Origin of the sequence: Streptomyces hyaluromycini, from assembly GCF_002217755.1 — a bacterium.
Classification (GTDB): domain Bacteria; phylum Actinomycetota; class Actinomycetes; order Streptomycetales; family Streptomycetaceae; genus Streptomyces; species Streptomyces hyaluromycini.
In genome coordinates, this window is record NZ_BCFL01000034.1 from 146914 (window position 1) to 162968 (window position 16055).

The following is a 16055-nucleotide window of genomic DNA, read 5'->3' on the forward strand; positions in this document are numbered from 1 at the left end:
CGGTATGGAAATTCATAGGTCCGGTGAGACGCCTCTCACGCCGGCCCCGGGGCCCGTACGCCCTTCCGCGCGCCCGTCGGCACGTGCCACGCCGTTCCGTGCGCACGCGCGCCGTACACCCGTACACCCGTACAGACGTGCGGGCGTACAGACATACGGGCGTCAGCGGCGGATGTGGCCGTCGCCCGTGACGATGTACTTGGTGCTGGTCAGCTCCGGCAGGCCCATGGGGCCGCGGGCGTGCAGCTTCTGGGTGGAGATGCCGATCTCGGCGCCGAAGCCGAACTGGCCGCCGTCGGTGAAGCGGGTGGAGGCGTTCACGGCGACGGTGGTGGAGTCGACCAGCTGGGTGAAGCGGCGGGCGGCCTGCTGGGAGGTGGTGACGATCGCCTCGGTGTGCCCGGAGGTCCACAGCCGGATGTGCTCGACGGCCCGGTCGAGGGAGTCGACGACCGCGGCGGCGATGTCGTACGACAGGTACTCGGTCTCCCAGTCCTCCGGGACCGCCTCGACGACGGTCGCCTTGGAGTCCTTGGCGTAGGCGAGGACGCGTTCGTCGGCGTGCACGGTGACGCCGGCCTCGGCGAGGGCGTCGAGGGCGCGCGGCAGGAACTCGGGGGCGATGTCCTGGTGGACGAGGAGGGTCTCGGCGGCGTTGCAGACGCTGACCCGCTGCGCCTTGGAGTTGATGAGGATGTCGATGGCCATGTCGATGTCGGCGTGGGCGTCGACGTAGACGTGGCAGTTGCCGGTGCCGGTCTCGATGACCGGGACCTTGGACTCCATGACGACGGTCTGGATGAGGGAGGCACCGCCGCGCGGGATGAGGACGTCGACGAGACCGCGGGCGCGCATCAGCTCGTGGACGGACTCGCGGCCCTCGCCGGGCACCAGCTGGACGGCGTCGGCGGGCAGTCCGGCACCGCCGACGGCGTCACGCAGGACGCGGACGAGGGCGGTGTTGGACTCGTAGGCGGAGGCGGAGCCGCGCAGCAGGACCGCGTTGCCGGACTTCAGGCAGAGGGCGGCGGCGTCGACGGTGACGTTCGGGCGCGCCTCGTAGATGATGCCGACGACGCCGAGCGGGACGCGGACCTGGCGCAGGTCGATGCCGTTGGGGAGGGTCGAGCCGCGGACGACCTCACCGACCGGGTCGGGCAGCTTCGCCACGTCGCGGACGTCGGAGGCGATGGCGCGGACCCGCTCCGGGGTGAGGGTGAGGCGGTCGATGATCGCCTCGCTGGTGCCGTTCTCGCGGGCCTTGGCGATGTCCTTGGCGTTGGCCTCGACGATCTCGCTGGTACGGACCTCCAGGGCGTCCGCGACGGCGAGCAGCGCGTCGTCCTTCACGGCCCGCGGCAGCGGCGCGAGGTCGGCGGCGGCGGCCTTGGCGCGGTAGGCGGCCTGGGTGACCGGGGACATGGCGTCGTACGGCGAGAGCGTGGTCATGAGGGAAGGGTAGTGCGCGCCGACGGGCCGTCCACGCGTCATCCCACACCGCGAGACGTGGATCAAAACGGGTGAATACCGGCCGGCGTCACAGGCGACCTCAGGGGCGACGTCAGAACGGGTGGATGCCGACCGGTGTCGCGGGCGGCGGGCCGTAGCCCTCGGCGATCCGCTGGTGGTAGGTGGCGCGGTCGATGACCTCCAGGCCGACGATCTCCCACGCGGGCAGGCCGGCGGTCTGGCGGTGCTCGCCCCACAGGCGCAGGGCGACGGCGGCGGCGTCGTGGAGGTCGCGCGCCTCTTCCCAGTAGCGGATCTCGGCGTGGTCGCAGGCGTAGCGGCTGGTGAGGAGGAAGGGGTGGTCGTGGGCCAGTTGTTCGAGTCCGCGGCGCAGCTCCGTCAGGGGGACCTCGGCACCGCAGACGCTGAGGGTGACGTGCCACAGGCGGGGCAGGTCCTGCGGCTCCTCGTAGGTGTCCCCGGCCGCGACGCTCGTCAGAGCACCGCGGGAGGCCGCAGCCCCAGGGCGCACTCGTCTCACGACGGCCTCCTTCAGCTGTGCTCGTGCGGAACGTGGTCCTGAGACAAAGTTGAGCAGGCCGCAAGGGTTCGTGTGGCGGTTTTACGGAACGTCCCCCACCGGGGTCCGTCGTTACGCCCCGTTTTACGGGTGCAGGATCACCAGGTCGTCCCTGTGTACGACCTCGCGTTCGTACGCCGGGCCCAGCTCGCGTGCCAGCTCCCTGGTCGAACGTCCGATCAGCTGGGGGATCTCCTTGGCGTCGAAGCTGACGAGTCCGCGGGCCACCGCGCGTCCTTCGGTGTCGCGCAGCTCGACCGGATCACCGGCTGCGAAATCGCCCTCCACGGTGGCGATCCCGGCCGGCAGCAGCGACTTGCGGCCCTCGACGACCGCGCGGACGGCGCCGTCGTCGAGGGTGAGCGAGCCCTGCGGGGTGGAGGCGTGCTGGAGCCACAGGAGGCGGTCTGCGGACCGTTTCCCGGTGGGGTGGAAGTAGGTGCCGGTGTCGCCGCCGGAGAGCGCGTCGGCGGCGTGCACGGCGCTGGTGAGGACCACCGGGATGCCCGCGGCGGCGGCGATCCGGGCGGCCTCCACCTTGGTGACCATCCCGCCGGTACCGACGCCCGCCTTCCCGGCGCTGCCGATCTCGACGCCCGCGAGGTCCTCGGGTCCCTTCACCTCCGCTATCCGGGAGGTGCCGGGCCTGCTGGGGTCGCCGTCGTAGACGCCGTCGATGTCGGAGAGGAGGACCAGCAGGTCGGCGTGGACGAGGTGGGCGACGAGGGCGGCGAGGCGGTCGTTGTCGCCGAAGCGGATCTCGTCGGTGGCGACGGTGTCGTTCTCGTTGACGACCGGCAGGGCGCCCATGGCGAGGAGTTTGTCCAGGGTGCGGGAGGCGTTGCGGTGGTGGGCGCGGCGGCTCATGTCGTCAGAGGTGAGCAGGACCTGGCCGACGCGGACGGCATAGCGGGCGAAGGAGGCGGTGTAGCGGGCGACGAGCAGGCCCTGGCCGACGCTCGCGGCGGCCTGCTGGCGGGCCAGGTCCCTGGGGCGGCGGCGCAGGCCGAGCGGGGCGAGTCCGGCGGCGATGGCGCCGGAGGATACGAGGACGATCTCCTTCTCCCCGCCGCCGCGGCTCTTGGCTAGAACGTCGACGAGCGCGTCGACACGGTCGGCGTCCAGGCCGCCGGAGGCGGTGGTCAGCGAGGAGGAGCCCACCTTGACGACGATCCTGCGGGCCTCGCCGACGGCCTGCCTAGCCCTTGCCACGTCCTGTCCCCACTTCCTTACGCGTGGCAGCAATCTACGCGAAGGGGATGCACGGGGGACGCGTCCGTCCAGCCTCCGGACATCGGGGCGGACGGGAACACCCGCAGACGATGAGTGATCGATTGACCACGCCCCGCTTATGGCAAAAAGGTTGCACTGACTGCTTATAGAAATCGAAGCAAACGCAAAGTTAATTTGAAGTTTGTGTCATCTAAAGTTCGCAGCGTGAAGCGCATCCTCCTCAGGTCGGGGAAGAGTCCCTACGACGTCGTCACGGTCGAGGAGGCTCTGCACCGGGACGTCATCGCCACCAACTCGGGCAACCTGATCTTCAGCGACGCCGCCCACAAGATCCTCGAGACACCGGGCACCGAGGTCGTCTCGAACGGCATGCCCTCCGAGGCCTCCGCCGCCGCACGCATCAACGAGGAGTACGACGCCTTCGTCGTCCCGCTCGCCAACGCCTTCCGGCCCTCCTTCGAGAGCGCGTTGAAGCGGATGACCCGGCTGATCTCCAGGCTGGACATCCCGGTGGTCGTGCTCGGCGTCGGTGCGCAGACCGGAGTGAGCTACAACCCGGAACGGCTCAAGCGGATGGAGCCGACCGTGCGGGAGTTCTGCGCGGCGGTACTGGAGCGCAGTGCGTCGATCGGCGTGCGGGGTGAGTTCACCGAGCAGTACCTGAAGACCATGGGCTTCAAGGACGTCGAGGTCATCGGCTGCCCCTCGCTGTTCATGTACGGCGAACGGCTCCCGGTGCACAAGAAGGCGCTGGAGTTGACGCCGGCATCGCGGATCGCGATCAACGGCTCGCACAGTGCCGTACGTGCGCAGGGCCTGGACCGGATCATCACGCGCACCCACGAGCGCTATCCGAATCTGCGTTTCGTCGGCCAGAACCTCAGTGACGCACGGCAGTTGCACTGGCGGGACCTGTCGGATCCCAACGCCGCGGTGACCGCGATGCCGACCCACCCGGACCATCCGATGTTCCGCGAGGACAAGGCCCGGGTCTACGTCGACCCGGTCACCTGGATCGACGATCTGCGCTCCTTCGACTTCTCCTTCGGTTCGCGCATCCACGGCAACATCGCGGCGTTGCTGGCCGGCACGCCGGCCACGGTGCTGTGCGGTGACTCGCGGACGCTGGAACTGTGCCGTTACTTCGAGATTCCGCACCGGCGGCTGGACCAGGCGGTGAAGGACCCCGAGTCGGCGGATCCGGCGAAGCTGTACGCGGAGGCCGACTTCGGCGGACTGGTCGGCGGTCACCGGGAGCGTTTCGAGCGGTTCACCGGGTTCCTCGACAGGAACGGGCTGGAGAACACCTTCACGCACGGCGACGGCGGAGCGGCCTTCGAGGAGCGGATGCGGACGCTGCCGTTCCCGGCGGGAATCCGCCCCTGGAACGACGCGGACGTCGCCTCGCTCACCTCGCGGTTCGGCTGGCTGCACAGCCGTATCGAGGAACTGTCGCTGGACAACGCCCGGTTGGAGAAGGAACTGGCGCGTGCCGGGGCACGCGCCGCCAAGACGGCCGCCGCGCCGGCGCCGGCCTCGGTCTACCGGCGGGCCCGGCGAGCCGTGGGCAAGCCGATCCGCCGGGCGCTGGGGTCGGGCGGATAACCGCGCGGGGCCGGTCAGGCCGCCGCCGCCTTCACGTCCCGGGTCGGCAGCGACCGCCGCAGCTTGCGCAGCGCGCGCCGCAGGACGTTGTTGGCGGCCTCCTCGCGGTAGCCCTTGACGGCGCGGGCCTCGCGGGGTTCGGCGAGATAGATCCAGTCGGGTAGGCCGGCGGCCTTGGATCGGAAGTGCGGGTAGCCGAGGTAGACGCGGGTGCCGCGCTTCTCCAGGACGGGAGTGGGCTTCTTCTTGGCCCGTACGAACTCCACGACGTCCGGGAGGAGCTCGGTACGCCGGACGGCGACCAGGTGCAGCTGGAGCCGCTCGTGGACCTTGAGGCGGCGGGCCACCTCGGGGTTCCAGTGGGCGTCCATCAGCGGCCTGACGAGCTCCAGTTTGTGCTGCCGTACCTCGTCGGTGTCCTTGAGGAACTTGGGGCCGAACTGCGGGAGCAGCGTGACCTTGAACGGCCGGACCATGAGGCTGTCGCGCCGCGGCCCTGCCGGGACCATCTCGGCGATCAGGTTGATCAGGGCGCGCGCGGAGTCGAAGCGGAGGGTGTAGCTGCCGCTCTTGGTGACGTGTTTGCCGTCCTCGCGGCCGACGAGGTAGTAGCAGGGGTAGTCGGCGACCACGGAGACGCCGTCGGCGCGCAGATAGGCCTCCATGGTGAACAGCGCGTCCTCGCCGGTCCACAGGGACTCGTCGAACCGCATGCTGTGCCGTTCCAGCAGGGCGCGGCGGAAGAGTTTCTGGGCGCTGAGCGCGAACTTGATGTTGGAGGAGAAGACGTCGGTACGGCCGAGGGTCTCGCCCCACATCGACTGCGGTGCTTTGCGGTTGATCCCCTCGACCTTGCCGAGGACGACGTCGGTGTTGTTCTTGTCGGCCGTCGCGACCATGCGTTCCAGCGCCTCGGGGCCGAGCCGGTCGTCGGCGTCCAGGAAGAACACGTAGCGGCCGCCGGCCTTGGCGAGGCCGACGTTGCGCGGGCCGCTGGGGCCGCCGGAGTTCTGCTGGCGGATGACGGTCACCGGCATGGCGGCGCGGGCCGCGAACTCCTCCAGGTACTCCCCCGTGCCGTCGGTGGAGCCGTCGTCGACGGCGATGACCTCCATGCGGGCCGCGTCGAGGGTCTGGTGCTCGACGGAGGCCAGACATTCGACCAGGTACGGCATCGCTTCGTACGCCCCGATGATCACGGTCACATCAGGCTGCGCAACGACGGTCACGTTTCCCCCTAGTCAATGGTGCGTTCCCCCTGCGTCACCTCGATCGCAACGTCTTAGATGGCTGACCGACACGACAGGTTGCCTTGGAGTACGCACTCAGTGGCCCAGCTCACATGACGAACGGACAGCTGGGTGGTGTACAGCGGGTTACACGGGACAGTACGGGCACACGGTAAGAGCTGCTCAACACGAACGGCGAAGCATGGGTAAGAAGAAATCTGCGTATTACTAAGCAGAGGTAAGAGAACTCTGGCTTCGGCACAACCGGAACGGGCCCGGTTCCGGGGAGATCCCCGGGGCCGGGCCCGTTCGCGGTCCTTGCGAGTGTCAGCCGGCGGTCGCACCCTCCGCCTCGCCGGCGGTCGTCCGCGGCTTTCCGCCGGGCAGCGCCTCGGCGAGTTCGGCCGCCTCGGGGTCACCGGCCGCGATCCGGGCCTCCTGGCCCAGGTTGCGCGTCTCGGCCTTGCGGGCGAGCGCGGCCACCGCGTCGTTGAACTGCTCGATGGAGGTCGGCTCGTCCGGCCCGAGCAGGTAGTGCTTGAGCTCGTCCCGGTCCGCGGCGAGCGGATCGGCCGACGGGTCGCGTACGGCGTCCAGGAGGCCGCCGAGTTCCTTGGCACTGTTGGAGAGGATCACGGCGGCGCGCACGGCGGTGTTCGCCCGCTTGAACTCCTCCACGCCGAGGCCGGCGGAGTCGGTGACGGCGTAGGGCTTGCCGCTCGCGATGAAGTCGGAGACCACGCTGGAGATGTCGGAGACCATCGCGTCGGAGACGTTGAAGCAGTCGTAGAGCCGGGGCTCGGCGCCCGTGATGACGGCGTGCCGGTACGACGGCAGGGCCTGCCAGTAGAAGTCGTTCCAGTCGGCGCGCAGCCGGGCGATCTCCTCGTGCTTCTTCAGGTCGACGACGTCGTCCCGGCTGGCCTCGGCCTCGTCGCGCTTGTCGTCACCCGTGCCGGCCAGCTCGGTCAGACGGGTCTCGATGCGGGTCAGTTCGGCCTTCGCCGCCGTCTGGGCGGCGGTGTCGGCGGTGTCGGCGGTGTCGGCGGTGAAGCGGGCATCGGTGGCACGGGACGCGGCGGCCTTCTCGACGAGGGCGGTGACGCGCCGGTGGGCGGCGCCGGCCTCGGCGCTGACGGTGCCGGTGAAGGGGTGCGGCTTGTACAGGACGCGGACCGGCGGGTCGGCCTTGACCAGCTTCTTCACGATGTTCTCGCCGGCGAGGACGAGCGAGGTGTTGCCGGGGTCGCCGTCCCAGCCCTCCCAGGTGGGCGCGTAGAGCACGGTGGGGATACGGCCGTCGGGGACGCCCTGCCAGCTCTGGATGGGGGCCAGCTGGGGGCGGCCGACCTCGACGATGTCGTCGTCGCGGACGCCGACGTCGGCGATGGCGTAGCGGTCGCGGCCCGCGCGGCCCGCGGTCCACACCTCGTCGTACGCCTTGCTGAACGGGTTGACGCTGGCCAGCTTGTCGCTGTCGCCGTGGCCGATGAAGACGTGCTTCATGGTGGGGACGCGCAGCAGGTGGATGTTCTTGCCGACGTTGGCCGCGTAGAGGGCGACGCGGACCGTGGAGAGGTCCATGTTCATCAGGTGCACGCCGCCGGGCACGCAGATGACGGGGACGCTGGTCGGGGCGAGGCTCTGCAGGATGACCCGCTCGCGCAGCAGGATCAGCGGGCGGGACTCCAGCTGTTCCATGGTCTCCAGCCACATGTTGACCTGGTAGGCGGAGTCCTTGGAGCCGGAGAAGTACAGCACGGTCCCGGGCCGGTACTCGGCCAGCCAGTCGTCGACGGCGGCCAGCACGGTGTCGGCGTCGGGCGGGGTCTTGCGGCCGCGCACGTACGGCATGAGCACCAGTACGTACAGGCTGCCCAGGGCCAGGGTGATCCCGATGCCGACGAATCCGGCGATCACGTTGTCCGTCGCCGCCGAGATCAGCAGGCCGACGACGGCCGCGAGGTCGAGGTGGAGCATCTTCTCGGCGGAGCGGTCGAGCAGGCCGCGCGGCGGGGCGTCCGGGATGCGGATGCGGGACTTCAGGTCGACGTTGCGGGTGGCGACCGGCATCCGGCGGCGGTTGCGGATCAGGGTGACCACTGCGCCGTGCGGGGCCTGCAGGCCGTAGAAGGCGATGAAGCAGGCGATCGCACCGTAGAAGACCAGGCCGTTCGAGAGGTCCATGCGGGCCAGCAGCAGGATCAGCAGCAGCTGCCGGATCAGGAAGCGGATCGACAGACCGGCCCGGACCTTGCTCAGGCGGTTGATGAGGTAGCTGCCCTTGCGGTGCAGGTAGTGGTCCGCCAGGTACGTGACGGCGGCCGCGGCCGCGAAGGCGTAGATGCTCGGGACGAGCGCGGCGACCATGAGGACCGGGAAGCCCAGCACCATGAGTGCCGCCGCGGCCAGCTCGGCCGCGCTGCCCACCCGGGCGACGCGAATAGCGGTGGATATCACGGAGAACCTTTTGCTGACAAAAAGGCCGGAATTTGACCTTGCGGACGATCTGGGAGGTGTCGATCTGGGTTTTTACGGGTTCAGGCCCCTGTGAATGCTCAGCGAACGCGCGCAACCACAGAGGCCTGAATTACAGATGACTAATAGCTGTCGATTATGCCACGCCGTCCTGTCGGTCCAGGACACTGGCCAGGGCCTGCTCGAAGCCGGAGGCCTGGCCGGCGGCCGCCGTCGGGTCCTGCTGGCGGACGTCGATGACATGGCCGGTGAGTTCGGAGAGCAGCACGTCGAGGGAGGTGCGGGCGACGGCCTCGGAGGAGAGCAGGGAGCCCGCGGGTTCCTGGCCGAACGCCTTGGTGCGCATCGGGGTGGCGGTGCGCTCGGGGTTGATGCAGTTGACGCGGACGGCGTCGCCGGCCCACTCGTCGGACAGGGCCTGGGTGAGGTTCACCATGGCGGCCTTGGTCGAGGAGTAGAGGCTGTACTCGGCGCGGCCGCGGGTGTAGCTGCTGGAGGTGTAGAGCAGCAGCTGGCCCTGGGTCTCGGCGAGGTACTTGTAGCTGGAGCGGGCGATCTGCACCGGGGCGAGGTAGTTGACCTTCAGCGCCTCTTCGATGGTGGCGTTGTCGGTCTCGGCGAGCTTGCCGATGCGCAGTACGCCCGCGGTGTTGACGACGTAGTCGATGCGGCCGGTCTCGGCGTACGCCTTGGAGAGCGCGTCGTCGACCTCTTCCGGGTTCTCCACGTGGGTGCCGGTGGTGGAGCGGCCGAGGGCGTAGACGTTGGCGCCGTAGGACTCGGCGAGTTCGGCGATGTCCTTGCCGATGCCGTACGAACCGCCGAAGATCACCGCGGTCTTGCCGGTGAGGAGCTCGCGGTAGGCGTCCTCGCTCTTCTGCTCGGGGGTGGCGGTGGAGGCGAGCTGGAAGAGCTTGTCGGCGATGAAGACGTCGACGGGCTGGGTGACCTTCATGTTGTACTCGTCGCCGGCGACGACGTGGATCGGCACGTCCGGCAGGTACTTGAGGACGACGGAGCAGTCGTCGGTGGCCTGGAAGTTGGGGTCGCCGTCGGCGACCGCGTAGGCCCGCTTGATCGTGGACAGCTTGAACGCCTGCGGGGTCTGGCCGCGGCGCAGCCTGGAGCGGTCCGGGATCTCGGTGATGAACTCGCCGTCCCCGCCGTGGGTGCGGGTGACGATGATGGTGTCGGCGGACGGGATGGCGACGTCGACGGCCTGGTAGCGCTCCAGCGCGGTCACGCAGTCGTCGATGACGCGCTGCGACAGCAGGGGGCGTACGGCGTCGTGGAAGAGGACGTTGAGGTCCTCGCCCTCGGCCAGGCCCTCGCCGAGGGCCGCGATGGCTCGCTCGGTGGTCTCGTTCCGCGTGTTGCCGCCCTCGATGACCTTCTTGACCTTGGTGAACCCGGCCTTGGCGACGATCTTCTCGACGTCCGCAACGTAGCCCGGTGCCATCAGCACGATGATGTCGTCGATCGACCCCGCCTTCTCGAAGGTGGCCAGGGTGTGCTCGATGACGGCCTTGCCGGCGATCTTCAGCAGCTGCTTGGGGATCGACAGACCCACCCGCTGGCCGGTGCCACCGGCCAGGATCACTGCGGTGGTTCGGGGCTTGGCTATGTGCTGGGACACAGGTGACCTACCTTGGGGCATCAGGGAACCAGGAAATGGTCCCACTTCCGGTAACCGCTGTGCAAGGTGAGCGCCGTCCGCTGCATATGTGCCCGCAACCTTTCATTCACCTTGCATCGCTGGTGATGGGCGTCGCCCGCCGGACCACTGGAGGAGTTCCGTGAATGTGCTGTGAGTAACTACACAGCGCATTCCGATTGCTGTGCGTGACGCGATGCACGTCTCAGCAGCGCTACGCCGTGCTACGGGGACGGCTTAGCCGGGCTACGCCGTCCCCCCCTTCCTGCATCTCACCGCCGTCGCAGCTTCTTCAGACATCGGTGCCCCAGGACCCGTACGAGCTCCTTGGACGACGTCTGGTGCACGGTGCGGGACTTCGGTTCGGCGGTGTGGCGTACCGGAGCCGAGGCGGCCGCGGCGAGCGCGCCGTAGAGCGCCTGGGCGGCGACCTCCGGGGCGATGCGGGCCTCGGCGGCGGGCGGTCCCGACTGTCCGGGGATGGCGGGCAGGGCGTAGAGCAGTGCGGGGTCGCCGATGACGCGCACGCCCATGGCGTCGATGCGTTCCACGATCTCGGCGCCGATGCGGCCGGCGGCCTCGACGGCCCAGCCAGGGGTGGAGATCTTCACGTCGGCGGCGGTAGGGCTGCACGAGTTCTTCATATGCATGACGGCGCCGTTGCGGACGAGCTTGGAATACAGCTCGTCGGGGAGTCCATTGCCACGGAATTCCACGTTGAGATTTCGCAGCATTTCGGTCTCGGCGAGGGTCAGGGAGCGGTTCGCCGTGTCCGGGACGGGCTGCAGGAGTTTTTCGGGAAGTCCGAGGAGGGCTTCGAAGGTGCGCATCAGGCCGTCGCGGTCCCGGTCGTCGACCACGACGACGGTGATCCGGTCGGCGCCGACCGCGCGGATCCAGCGTTCGACGAGCCGGTCGTGCCGGTGCCGGCGCCAGAAGCTGGGGTTGGGCTTCTCGTAGGGGGCCTTGCGGAGCATGTGCTCCAGCCATTCCTCGTAGCCCATGCGCAGTCCGTTCTGCACGTACTGCTGCCACTGCGAGGGCATGATCCTGGCGAGCGGACGGAGGGTGACGAGGACGTGGACGCGTTCGCCGCCGAGCTGCTCGACGATGCGGGCGACGGTCTCGTCATCGGGGGCGTCGGCGAAGAACTCGCTGCTGATCACCGAGGTGCGGGAGCCAGTGGCCTCGACCTGCTTGAGCAGCCGCGTCCAGTGCTTCTCGGTGGGCACGGTGTCGCCCATCATCGCGGGCCTGGCACAGGCGGCGAGGGCGGCTTCCATCGGGTGCCGGGTGGTCGCCGGGAACTCCACACCGTGTTCGGGCAGCTTGTCCTTCGCGGCGAACAGAGCGCCCTGGATGGCCGTGGTTCCCGTTTTGTGCGGGCCGATGTGCAGCAGGCGGGTGCCTGCGGGCAGGGCGGCAAGGGGACCGGTGGGGCTCGTGGGGCCTATGGGGGCGTTGTTCACCGGGGCTTCGCCTCTCGTACAGTCCGTCTCCATGGTTAACAGAAGGTAAGACGTTCACCTTAGGTTCACCTGAGAGGAGCCTGGGACACAGATGAGTCCCAGGCTCCTGTTACAAAGACTTGACGTTCGGCGCGCCCGGTTCGCGGGTCAGACGACCTGTACGCCCGGTTCATCCGTCTCGACGCGCAGGGTGGCGAGCGTGCTCGCGGCGGCCTGCGGCCCGACGACGGTGTCGACGACTCGCACGCGCGCGTCGATGCCGTCGCGGCGGATGTCGAAGAGGTGGTAGCCGCGGTGGGCGTCGATGACCTTCCAGTGCGGGTTGTCGGCCTTCAGCGGGTCCCACTGGGCGTGGAAGGCGGCCTGGTCCTGGTCGCCGTTGCTGGAGATGGAGGTGCCGACGAACTCGGCGCCGACGACGTCCGCCGACGGGTCCGCGAAGTCCTTCTTCAGGTCGCTGATCATGGTGAGATGGCGGTCGCCGCTGAGCACGACGGGGTTGCGAACGGAGGCGAACTCGTCGAGCAGGGCGGTGCGTTCGACCTGGTAGCCGTCCCAGGCGTCGTAGTACCAGAGTTTTCCGTCGCCGGGCAGGATGTCGGTCTCGGCCATCATGATCTGCGAGGCGATCAGGTTCCAGCGGGCCGGTGAGTCGTGCAGTCCGTCGAGCAGCCACTGTTTCTGTTCGGCGCCGAGCATGGTGAGCGAGGGGTCCTCGGCGGCCGCCTGGCTGGTGACCTGGTCGCTGCGGAACTGGCGGGTGTCGAGGACGTTGAGCCGGGCGAGCCGGCCGAACTCCAGGCGGCGGTACATCTGGATGTGCGGCCCGTCGGGGATCGCGGTGGCCCGGACCGGCATGTGCTCGTAGTAGGCCTGGAAGGCGGCGGCGAGCCGGGCGACGAATGCGTCGTGGGACTGCTTGGCGGGGTCCTGGGGGACCTCGCCGGCCCAGTCGTTGTCGACCTCGTGGTCGTCGAAGGTGACCACCCAGGGGGCGTTCGCGTGCATGGCGGCGAGGTCGGGGTCGCTGCGGTACTGGGCGTAGCGGTTGCGGTACTGCACCAGGGTGTACGGCTCTCCGGTGCCCTCGTGGCGGCGGGGGCCCGCGGAGGACGGCGTGGACTCGTAGATGTAGTCGCCGACGAAGAGGACGACGTCGGGGTCCTGGGCGAGCATGTCGGCGTACGGGGTGAAATAGCCGTGCTGCCAGTTCTGGCAGGAGGCGAGGGCCACGCGCAGGGTGCCGCCCTTGGCGTGCGGGTGGGGGGCGGTGCGGGTGCGGCCGGTCGGGGAGATCCGGCCGCCGGCGCGGAAGCGGTACCAGTAGGAGCGGTCGGGGCGCAGTCCTCGTACGTCCACGTGAACGCTGTGCCCGTACTCGGGCCGGGCGTGGGCGGTGCCGCGGCGGACGACCTTGCGGAGGCGCTCGTCCTCGGCGATCTCCCACTCGACGGGGACGATCTCGTCCGGCATGCCGCCGCCGTTCAGGGGATCGGGGGCGAGCCGCGTCCAGAGCACGATGCCGTCGGGCAGCGGGTCGCCGGAGGCGATACCGAGGCCGAAGACTCCGTCGGGCAGCGGGGTTTCGGCGGCCCGGGCGGCGGACGGCAGCCAGAGCTGGGCGGATGCGGCGGCTCCGAGGACGGCGGCGCCGGCGGTCAGAAGGCGGCGGCGGTCGGGCGATGGTGCTCCGGTCATGCGCGGACTCCCTTGCCACGGTGGCCTCTTGGACGGTCTGGCTTTCGGAAGCTCCCACGGCCGGACGGTCTGTCCGCTGAACACGGGTATGCGTGCGCATGACAAATGGGCAGACAACAGAAAACCCGTTGCGGCCGGGAACGGGTCCCAACCACAACGGGTCTGACGGGTCTGACGGGTCTGACGGGTCTGACGGGTCTGACGGGTCTGACGGCAGATCAACGACCCCGGAGACCGGGGAGGCCGGCGGCGGTCCTACCTGCCCCGGCCCTACCGGCCTACCGGTCCTACTCGAACGGGTCGAAGTCGCCGTACTCCCGCAGGGACTCGTCGCGTTCCGCCTCCCGGTCGCGGCGGCGCTGCGCGGCGGGCCGCGGCTCCTCGAAGCGGTGGTCCTCGCCCCGGCGGCCGAGCATCTCTGCGCCGGACATCATGGACGGCTCCCAGTCGAAGACGACGGCGTTGTCCTCGGGGCCGATGGCGACGCCGTCGCCCCCGCGGGCACCCGCCTTCATCAGCTCCTGCTCCACGCCGAGGCGGTTGAGGCGGTCGGCGAGGTAGCCGACGGCCTCGTCGTTGTTGAAGTCGGTCTGGCGGACCCAGCGTTCCGGCTTCTCGCCACGCACCCGGTAGAGGCCGTCGTCCTCCTGGATGACGGTGAAGCCGGCGTCGTCCACGGCCTTGGGGCGGATGACGATCCGGGTCGCCTCCTCCTTGGGCTTGGCCGCGCGGGCCTGGCCGACCAGCTCGCCGAGTGCGAACGTCAGCTCGCGCAGGCCCAGGTGGGCGACCGCGGACACCTCGAAGACGCGGTAGCCGCGAGCCTCCAGGTCGGGGCGGACCATCTCGGCGAGGTCCTTGCCGTCGGGGACGTCGATCTTGTTGAGGACGACGATCCGGGGCCGGTCGCCGAGGCCGCCGTACTGCTTGAGCTCCTCCTCGATGACGTCGAGGTCGGAGACCGGGTCGCGCTCGGACTCCAGGGTGGCGGTGTCGAGGACGTGGACGAGGACGCTGCACCGCTCGACATGGCGCAGGAACTCCAGGCCGAGGCCCCTGCCCTGGCTGGCGCCGGGGATGAGTCCTGGCACGTCGGCGATGGTGTAGACGGTGGAACCGGCGGTCACCACACCGAGGTTGGGGACCAGGGTGGTGAACGGGTAGTCGGCGATCTTCGGCTTGGCGGCGGACAGCACGGAGATCAGCGAGGACTTGCCGGCGCTCGGGTAGCCGACCAGGGCCACGTCCGCGACGGTCTTCAGTTCCAGGACGATGTCCCCGAGGTCCCCGGGCACGCCGAGCAGCGCGAAGCCGGGCGCCTTGCGGCGGGCGCTGGCGAGGGCCGCGTTGCCGAGGCCGCCGCGGCCGCCCTGGGCGGCGACGTAGGAGGTGCCGTGGCCGACGAGGTCGGCGAGGACGTTGCCGGCCTGGTCGAGGACGACGGTGCCGTCCGGGACCGGCAGGACGAGGTCCTGGCCGTCCTTGCCCGCCCGGTTGCCGCCCTCACCGGGCTTGCCGTTGGTGGCCTTGCGGTGCGGGGAGTGGTGGTAGTCGAGAAGGGTCGTCACGGACTGGTCGACGGTCAGGATGACGTCGCCGCCGCGGCCGCCGTTGCCGCCGTCGGGGCCGCCGAGCGGCTTGAACTTCTCCCGGTGTACGGAGGCGCAGCCGTGGCCTCCGTTACCCGCGGCGATGTGCAGCTCGACGCGGTCCACGAAGGTGGTCATGGTGCAGTGCCTCCAGATACTTACGGGGTATTACCTATGTCAACACGCGAAAGGCGGACCCGCCTTCCCGATCGGGAAGTGAGGTCCGCCTCTCGAAACGTTCGGTCTGGGCCCTGAAACTCAGGCTCAGGCGACCGGGACGATGTTCACGACCTTGCGGCCACGGTGGGTGCCGAACTGCACCGAACCGGCCTGCAGCGCGAACAGCGTGTCGTCGCCGCCACGGCCGACGCCCGCACCCGGGTGGAAGTGGGTGCCACGCTGGCGGACCAGGATCTCGCCCGCGTTGACGACCTGACCGCCGAAGCGCTTCACGCCGAGGCGCTGAGCGTTGGAGTCACGACCGTTACGGGTGGACGATGCGCCCTTCTTGTGTGCCATCTCTCCTCAGTCCCTTACTTCGCAGCCGCGGGGATCTCAGTGACCTTGATCGCCGTGTACTGCTGGCGGTGGCCCTGACGACGGCGGTAGCCGGTCTTGTTCTTGTAGCGAAGGATGTCGATCTTGACGCCCTTGTGGTGGTCCACGACCTCGGCCTGGACCTTGATGCCGGCCAGGACCCACGGGTCGCTGGTCACAGCGTCGCCGTCGACAACGAGCAGGGTCGAGAGCTCGACCGTGTCGCCAACCTTGGCGGTGGAAATCTTGTCAACCTCAACGATGTCGCCGACAGCAACCTTGTGCTGGCGACCACCGCTGCGCACGATGGCGTACACGCGGATCTCACTCTCTCGCTCGGGAACGGCACCCCCGCAGTCCAGCCGCCCGGCGAACGCGGGCGGCCTCTCCGGAACACCGTGTGCTCCGGAGGAAGAGGTTTACGGGGATGTGGCGCGTCCTCTTATCCATGGACACGCCGACGGTCAAGGTTACGGGGCGGTGGCCGAGGGGGTCAAACCGGGCCCCGGGGTGTGTGGGGCCGGTCACTCGGAC

The 16055-nt window shown here is 69.4% G+C and carries 12 protein-coding genes; 1 reads left to right on the top strand and 11 read right to left on the bottom strand.

What is annotated here, in order from left to right; genetic code table 11:
* Positions 1–162: 162 nt before the first annotated feature.
* The 3 genes from SSP29_RS45250 to proB all read right to left on the bottom strand — a co-directional run bounded on the left by SSP29_RS45250 (position 163) and on the right by proB (position 3241).
* Positions 163–1449: a glutamate-5-semialdehyde dehydrogenase gene (locus tag SSP29_RS45250; RefSeq protein WP_089106810.1), complete on the bottom strand. Its 1287-nt coding sequence runs from the start codon at positions 1447–1449 to the stop codon at positions 163–165.
* 112 nt (positions 1450–1561) lie between these two features.
* Positions 1562–1990, bottom strand: coding sequence for a DUF8830 family protein (locus SSP29_RS45255; RefSeq protein WP_089106811.1), 429 nt, complete (start codon positions 1988–1990; stop codon positions 1562–1564).
* 123 nt (positions 1991–2113) lie between these two features.
* Positions 2114–3241, bottom strand: a complete 1128-nt coding sequence (proB, locus tag SSP29_RS45260) for a glutamate 5-kinase (protein ID WP_089106812.1) — start codon at positions 3239–3241, stop codon at positions 2114–2116.
* Between the two features lie 225 nt (positions 3242–3466).
* Here proB and SSP29_RS45265 point away from each other — a divergent pair, with 225 nt between their 5' ends.
* Positions 3467–4867: a polysaccharide pyruvyl transferase family protein gene (locus SSP29_RS45265; protein WP_089106813.1), complete on the top strand. Its 1401-nt coding sequence runs from the start codon at positions 3467–3469 to the stop codon at positions 4865–4867.
* A gap of 14 nt (positions 4868–4881) precedes the next feature.
* On the opposite strand, the gene SSP29_RS45270 is transcribed toward SSP29_RS45265, so the two are convergent.
* From SSP29_RS45270 to rplU, 8 genes are all read right to left on the bottom strand, one after another.
* Positions 4882–6042, bottom strand: coding sequence for a glycosyltransferase family 2 protein (locus SSP29_RS45270; RefSeq protein ID WP_245883539.1), 1161 nt, complete (start codon positions 6040–6042; stop codon positions 4882–4884).
* A gap of 381 nt (positions 6043–6423) precedes the next feature.
* Entirely contained in the window at positions 6424–8556 is a 2133-nt protein-coding gene (locus SSP29_RS45275) for a CDP-glycerol glycerophosphotransferase family protein (RefSeq protein WP_150136182.1), read from the bottom strand.
* A 154-nt stretch (positions 8557–8710) separates the two neighbouring features.
* On the bottom strand, positions 8711–10210 hold the full coding sequence (locus SSP29_RS45280) for a bifunctional cytidylyltransferase/SDR family oxidoreductase (RefSeq protein ID WP_089106816.1): 1500 nt from the start codon (positions 10208–10210) through the stop codon (positions 8711–8713).
* A 290-nt stretch (positions 10211–10500) separates the two neighbouring features.
* Positions 10501–11730 (bottom strand): hypothetical protein, encoded by a 1230-nt coding sequence (locus tag SSP29_RS45285; protein WP_089106817.1) that lies wholly within the window; start codon positions 11728–11730, stop codon positions 10501–10503.
* 114 nt (positions 11731–11844) lie between these two features.
* Positions 11845–13395, bottom strand: coding sequence for an alkaline phosphatase D family protein (locus SSP29_RS45290; protein ID WP_089106818.1), 1551 nt, complete (start codon positions 13393–13395; stop codon positions 11845–11847).
* A gap of 287 nt (positions 13396–13682) precedes the next feature.
* Complete coding sequence (gene obgE / locus SSP29_RS45295; RefSeq protein ID WP_089106819.1) at positions 13683–15122, bottom strand: GTPase ObgE; 1440 nt, start codon at positions 15120–15122, stop codon at positions 13683–13685.
* Between the two features lie 126 nt (positions 15123–15248).
* Complete coding sequence (gene rpmA / locus SSP29_RS45300) at positions 15249–15503, bottom strand: 50S ribosomal protein L27 (RefSeq protein ID WP_010041940.1); 255 nt, start codon at positions 15501–15503, stop codon at positions 15249–15251.
* Positions 15504–15517: 14 nt separating this feature from the next.
* Complete coding sequence (rplU, locus tag SSP29_RS45305) at positions 15518–15838, bottom strand: 50S ribosomal protein L21 (protein ID WP_007381993.1); 321 nt, start codon at positions 15836–15838, stop codon at positions 15518–15520.
* Positions 15839–16055 lie beyond the last annotated feature (217 nt).

Bases quoted from the DNA above. Each gene is read 5' to 3' on its own strand.
- SSP29_RS45250 (WP_089106810.1), bottom strand. From the start codon at position 1,449: ATGACCACGCTCTCGCCGTACGACGCCATGTCCCCGGTCACCCAGGCC.
- SSP29_RS45270 (WP_245883539.1), bottom strand. From the start codon at position 6,042: ATGCCGTACCTGGTCGAATGTCTGGCCTCCGTCGAGCACCAGACCCTC.
- SSP29_RS45285 (WP_089106817.1), bottom strand. From the start codon at position 11,730: ATGGAGACGGACTGTACGAGAGGCGAAGCCCCGGTGAACAACGCCCCC.
- SSP29_RS45290 (WP_089106818.1), bottom strand. From the start codon at position 13,395: ATGACCGGAGCACCATCGCCCGACCGCCGCCGCCTTCTGACCGCCGGC.
- obgE (WP_089106819.1), bottom strand. From the start codon at position 15,122: ATGACCACCTTCGTGGACCGCGTCGAGCTGCACATCGCCGCGGGTAAC.
- rpmA (WP_010041940.1), bottom strand. From the start codon at position 15,503: ATGGCACACAAGAAGGGCGCATCGTCCACCCGTAACGGTCGTGACTCC.